8 protein-coding genes are annotated in these 5,950 nt (G+C 33.0%); 2 read left to right on the top strand and 6 right to left on the bottom strand.

The features are described from left to right. Positions 1 to 105: 105 nt before the first annotated feature. The gene (locus L1283_RS28140) at positions 106 to 558 is read left to right on the top strand and encodes an IS3 family transposase (protein ID WP_429626793.1); all 453 of its coding nucleotides are present in this window, start codon (positions 106 to 108) and stop codon (positions 556 to 558) included. Between the two features lie 202 nt (positions 559 to 760). After that, on the top strand, positions 761 to 1,075 hold the full coding sequence (locus tag L1283_RS28135) for an IS110 family transposase (RefSeq protein ID WP_429626791.1): 315 nt from the start codon (positions 761 to 763) through the stop codon (positions 1,073 to 1,075). On the opposite strand, the gene L1283_RS28130 is transcribed toward L1283_RS28135, so the two are convergent. The 6 genes from L1283_RS28130 to L1283_RS28105 all read right to left on the bottom strand — a co-directional run bounded on the left by L1283_RS28130 (position 1,001) and on the right by L1283_RS28105 (position 5,781). After that, positions 1,001 to 1,465 (bottom strand): lantibiotic dehydratase, encoded by a 465-nt coding sequence (locus L1283_RS28130; RefSeq protein WP_429626790.1) that lies wholly within the window; start codon positions 1,463 to 1,465, stop codon positions 1,001 to 1,003. The genes L1283_RS28135 and L1283_RS28130 overlap by 75 nt on opposite strands. Beyond that, the gene (locus tag L1283_RS28125) at positions 1,438 to 2,622 is read right to left on the bottom strand and encodes a lanthionine synthetase LanC family protein (protein WP_429626789.1); all 1,185 of its coding nucleotides are present in this window, start codon (positions 2,620 to 2,622) and stop codon (positions 1,438 to 1,440) included. Before L1283_RS28125 ends, L1283_RS28130 begins: the two co-directional genes overlap by 28 nt. Then, on the bottom strand, positions 2,610 to 3,374 hold the full coding sequence (locus L1283_RS28120; protein ID WP_429626792.1) for an ABC transporter permease: 765 nt from the start codon (positions 3,372 to 3,374) through the stop codon (positions 2,610 to 2,612). The genes L1283_RS28125 and L1283_RS28120 overlap by 13 nt, the downstream gene beginning before the upstream one ends. 6 nt (positions 3,375 to 3,380) lie before the next feature. Next, complete coding sequence (locus L1283_RS28115; protein ID WP_429626788.1) at positions 3,381 to 4,229, bottom strand: ABC transporter ATP-binding protein; 849 nt, start codon at positions 4,227 to 4,229, stop codon at positions 3,381 to 3,383. A gap of 3 nt (positions 4,230 to 4,232) precedes the next feature. Next, entirely contained in the window at positions 4,233 to 5,474 is a 1,242-nt protein-coding gene (locus L1283_RS28110) for an erythromycin esterase family protein (RefSeq protein ID WP_429626787.1), read from the bottom strand. Between the two features lie 85 nt (positions 5,475 to 5,559). Beyond that, positions 5,560 to 5,781: an HTH domain-containing protein gene (locus L1283_RS28105; RefSeq protein ID WP_429626786.1), complete on the bottom strand. Its 222-nt coding sequence runs from the start codon at positions 5,779 to 5,781 to the stop codon at positions 5,560 to 5,562. Between the last annotated feature and the right edge of the window lie 169 nt (positions 5,782 to 5,950).

The following is a 5,950-nucleotide window of genomic DNA, read 5'->3' as shown; positions in this document are numbered from 1 at the left end:
ATTAGGGGGTCAACATCAGCCAGTATGGCAGTTGAATAACAGCTTTAAACGCACTACGCATCCCTAATTCTAATTCAATTTTGAGGGGTCAGCTTACACAAGTATATCCATCTAACCACCATTCTGGATTTATATGACCGCAAATGTATTGGTTGGAGTATCAGTGATGGGATGAAAACTGAAGAAACTTCATTGGCAGCTTGGAAAATGGCAATTAAGCACCGTAAACTGTCTCCTGGTCTAATTTTTCATTCGGACCGTGGCGTACAATATGCATGTGAAAAATTTAGTAACACGTTAGATTCCTATAAAATCATAACAAGAAGTATGAGTAGAAAAGGTAATTGCTGGGATAATGCAGTAGCAGAAAGCTTCTTCAAAACGCTAAAATCCGAGCAGATTTACGGTAATAAGTTGATTACCAAGGATCAGATGAAAGCAGAACTATTCGAATACATAGAAATCTGGTATAATCGAGAACGTCGTCACTCCACATTGGGAAATCTTACAATTGAGCAATTTAATAACAAAGAGCAAAAAATTAAAAAAGCTGCTTAACTAGCACTGCCGATTTTATTTGCAAGTCCAGGTCAGTTAACTTATCTTTTATTTCCGATTTCTTCATACTTATTAAACCTTAAAAAGGTCTTTAAATTTACATTTAATTTTCCGATTACACACAAGCGGATAAAAATTGGCGAGAGCTATCGCAATCAAAGCAAGTCCCGCTGCTTATCTTTATGTTGAAAAAAAAAGTTATATGAAAACAGCAGGACTTGACGTGCATAAAGATAGTATTTTTTGTGCGGTATTTAATGGGAAGCATTATTCGGATGTGGAGGTTTTCGAAACCTTCAGTACGGGCATTCGACAGTTGGGAGCCTACTTGAAGGCTGCGGGTGTTCTCCGAGTAGCGATGGAGAGTACCAGTATTTACTGGATCCCGGTCTGGAATATTCTCTCTGAAATGGGCTTTGATCTGATGCTGGTGAATCCCTTTTTAATCAAACAGCTGCCCGGCCGCAAAAGCGATGTAAAGGATGCACAGTTGAATAATGCTTTCCAGTTTGTTTAGATAATGAACTAGTTGAGTTAAGCAGGAGCTGTCCAAACGAACCTTCCTTGAGATAGTATGAGAAGAATAGGATTCAGTTTTCCCCCAACTCGTTATTGATATTCCTGCAAATAAACCGAACGGTGTAGATCGGCTACGCATCCGGATAAAATACTTAGTTAATGCGGTTAGTTGTCTTTCTGTTAAGCTTTTTTTGTTAATTAAGCGTTTGTTAATTTCAATAAATAAATCTCGAGATGCCAAATATATGGCTTCTCTAAATATTTCACTTTCATTGAAGAAAAACTCTAAATTTTCAGGGAATGTTTCACAAGGATTTAAGATCGGCTTTCGCAATAATAGTCTTTCATCGAATTCGAAACTTAGTTTAGAAGTAGGATTTCCGTCCATAATGGTTTGTCGTTTTTAAGTATTGTTAATAAACCTAATCCTATTCCGGACAAACCTTCTAGCAATGTGTTGTTATCGCGATAACCTACATTAACTATAAAATGTTTGCGATAGTTGATTGGATCAGGAAATTTAGATATGTACAAATGTAGATTTGTAGAAACTAGCGAATATAGATCATCGTTTTCTAAGTGTCGGTTCAGATAGTTGCAAAGTAGCGCATTTCCAATTAGACCATGACAAAGGCTCCCATCCTTTATACTTTGCTTTTCAATAGATAGTTTACAAACACTTTTTATAATTTCTTGTAGCTTTAATTCAAGATCTAATCGGCCAACTTTATAGCTTAAATCGTATAACACGGCACTGTTACCAAGATCTCCATAGCACCAAGCTATCCTTGAGCCACTTTTTTTTGTCAAATCTCTTAAATCGATATCGTAAGGGAAATAATATTCGTTTACTGTGTTATTTGTCACAAACATTATAAGATTTATCATCTTATCGAGCATGGATCTAACCTCATCACTTCTTATTTTGAGTTTTAAAAAGAGATTTAAAGCGTGCATCACTGATATCATGCCATGAGAAACTCCTAAATTTATTGTATTATAATGAGCATTATTCTTTGAACGAGAGAAGTAAGTCGTGCATGCCATAGTATCGCTGATCAATGTACAATTAGCAAGAAGATTATCTAAAAGAAGCGTTAGATTTTCAACGTTATAAGGACCCTGAGAAGCCTTATTCAATAGATATATTAAAGCTCCTGTCCCTCCATGTAAATAGTCCATGTTTTTTTCTGCGAAACTGAGTTTAATACATTTACTAAGTTCGTCTTCTAAACTAGGAAAGATGTTATCAGCAGACTCCTCTATAAATCCCTCACGGTTACAAATGTCTATCAACCAGGCTATACCAGATATCCCACTACAAATGCTGTAATCCAATTTACTTATAGAAACCTTAGATAAAATTTTTTCTAGTGTTTTGAAAGCAATGTCATGATATTTATCCAGTCTGTAATATTTCCACAAATAGAAATAAAACAGTGTCTTACCACCTAGGTCACCAAATAGATATGGTGACGCAAAGGAATCATTCTGTTTACTAAGAATTCTTTCAATTGCAAATACTTCTTCTTCTAATTTATCCATATATACTGACATTTAGGAATTAGGTATCTAATTATTATTAGGCTTAGCATTAATCCAATAAAACAAATTATAGAAGTTAAGTCATTTATAATCACGTAATCCAGTTGGAGAGAATTCATCAGTCTAAATGGATAAGAGTAGATATTCAAAAAATAATACTTCCAGTTATGTAGAAAAAAAGAAGGAAACAAGATCAAGAGAAAAGGGAGAGTATTAATTAAAAAATTTTTAAAAAAAATGTTAAGTACTAAATGGACTGAAGAAACAAACAAAGAGATAAGCAATATTCCCACGGTAAATCCCCCAATTATTGTTGGGCTATACAGCACAAACTCCTTAATGCCAAATAGAGCTCCTATTATATACCCGATAATTAGCAAAAGCAAACTAGAAAAAATCGTAGTGTAAACCAAAAACATCCAGATTAATAAAAGCTTAGAAACGAAGTAATTGCCCATTTTGAGTGGCAATATTGAATGAGTGCGTAACCCATTGTGCCTATGCTCATTCTCTAATATGACAAAAGGATAAACAATAGCAAATAATGGAAGTACGAAACTGAGCACCATTAAGATATCTTTGCTATAAATTACCCAAATGTCATATCCCGTTGCTGCTGCCGAGATTGTATTTTCAAATTGTAAATAAGATAATAACAGGACCAAAAGCTGAGGAATAAACAGAGTCAGCAGTACTATTTTGTTTTTCGTAATTCTATATATATCCGCGTATAATATTTGAGTAATTCCCATCATACATTAATTAGTTAATAAATTAAAATACAGTTCTTTCAATGAATATATTTCGGTACATATTAATTCCATTCCATCTAACTCCTCTGTTCGGGCATTAATTATCAAACCCAAGTCCTTATTTGTATCAATAAAAAATCTATTTTTAAATCTATCGTCTAGAGAAGTTGTCTTTTTGACATGATGCACCATAAATTCACTTCCTTGCTTTCTATAAAAATCTAAAACTATTCGTCCTTCTTTTAGAAAGATTAAGTGATTACATAGTTCATCTAATTCCGAAAGGTCATGGCCTGATACAACAAATGTTATCTTCCTTACAGAACATATTTCATTAATCTTTTTAGACAAAAATGATGCATTTATGGGGTCTAAGGCTAACCACGGTTCATCAAGAAAAATTACAGTTGGTGATCGCAATAAAGATATTACAATCTTTAAACGCTGCTTATACCCAGACGACAATTCCGATACTTTATGATTTTTATAACTATCCAGTTCAAACTCTACCAATAAATCTTCACCAATTTTAGGTTTTACGTTTAGCAGTTTAATATAATAACATATATTTTCCCTAACAGTTATCGTATCGTAGGTAGAACTATGATCTAGAATAGCTGCAATTTCACATTTTGTTTCGATTTCGTTTCCTCTAATATTTCTATTTAGAAATCTTATATTCCCGCTATACCTAGTCTGTACACCTGTTAACAAATTTATTAATGTTGATTTGCCAGCACCATTAGGCCCTAAAAGCCCAACAATACTTGGTGATTTAATTAAAAACGATATATTGTCAATTATCAGCTTCTTCTTAATTGAAAATGATAAATTTTGAATATTATATACATCCATATCTTAATAATTATTTGGCTTCATTTTATTTATCAAAAAAAACGCATCAAGCTTATCAAACCAGTTATTAGCGAGATTGTGATATCCATAAAAACGCATTGTCATTTGTTCAGCAGCTCTGTTTTTAGGAGGAATAACAAAAGCTATTGAATCAATTTTATTTTTAAGGGCAAATTCCAAGTTATTTTTAGTCACAGGATTTACCCGTTGAATATTACCCGAAGCAATATTTCTCGTATACCCTTCAATGGAAGTCGTCAAAATTGTGTAAGCCCTCTTTTTATAAAAATCTTTTACAAAACCTCCAAAAGTCTTTCTTGCTTGGTTTTCTTTAGATGCATGTTCATTTGCTATCCACACAATTGCTTTACGGTCTTTCTGAAATGCCATTTGCCATCGAAAATTTTCAAATAAAATCGAATCCCTATAGTTATTATAAGCTAACGATTTCAAATACATTTTTGCATAATAAAAATGATATATATTCTCAATATAGCGATGATATATACTGTCTTTTAAGCTGATATTATTCTGTGATAAGACTAGCTTAGACATGCCTTTTAGCTCTTTAAGGCACTTCTGGCGGTTTGATTCCATTTCTTTCGTTCTAGAATTAAAAAAAAGTACAGGACCAAATCTATTTTTTAACGAAAACCAAAAGTGCTTATAGTCACTGGAATTATAACCATTTAGACCCTTGAGATACAACATTAAGTCTTCACGTATCTTGTCTTGAGAAAATATTGTAGGAATTTGAAAATCTAAACCACCTAGATACATTGGGTCGTTTGTTGTTGCTTTGGATGTAATAAAGTCTCTTAAATCATGTGTTTCCTTAGCTCTGCTCCAAAAAGGATAGACTGCATTTGCAAAGTCAAGACCAGCTCCATGCTCTAATGATTGGTAAAATCGGAGGGTTCGATAAAGGGGAGCTTCCAAATACAATGATTTAAAACCTTTATTATAGAGATGCATGACTAGCCGAGCATAGATCTGTTGTGTCACACCGTCTCCATGCTGCTGCTCTCCTAAAATAATGATCTGTTTATCAATGAGAACAGAATCACTAAAACTGAAACCTTCGTTAAGATTTTGATTTACTAACGTGACATCTTTTGAAAGATTAATAATCCGCGATCTTTCCGTACTTATTTTATCCCCATTTTCAATTCTACAGTAATAATAAAAAATTAATACACAAATGATTAGTAACGAAAATGTAAACAAAACGGTTTTAGTTGTCATAAAATATCTGAATTGATAACGCTGATATATTCTGCTTCTTTTTTCCTCCAAATATCTTTTTTAAAAAGTCTGGAGAAAGATCTGTTTATGAGATAGCTCCCAGCTTTTCAACATTGTAATTATAAGTTCCACGGGTTTTGTCATATTCAATTGGAAATCCCAAATTTTTCATTTCAGAAAGATCTTTAAGTAGTGCACTTCTTGAAAGATTCATTTTCTGAGCAAATTCACAAGGTGTTCCAGTTTGCCGCCTTTTAATAAAAAAATGCAAACGGTTCAGGCGCATTAAATATGTTGAAATTCCCATAATAAAATTATTTTTCGTTTATAACTATGTGGTTGTAGCATTAGATCACTTGCTAAGTAAATATAACAATAAAAATCACTTGCGTCCTAAACGTTTAAAAAGTGGCGGTGATTGGATATAGCAAAGTTGCTATATTTAAATTGCAAAATTATAACACACCGCCATGATA

It is taken from the genome of Sphingobacterium sp. HSC-15S19 (genome assembly GCF_050433745.1).
GTDB lineage: Bacteria > Bacteroidota > Bacteroidia > Sphingobacteriales > Sphingobacteriaceae > Sphingobacterium > Sphingobacterium siyangense.
Note: the sequence above shows the minus strand (reverse complement) of the source record. Positions and strands in the feature narration are given on the sequence as shown.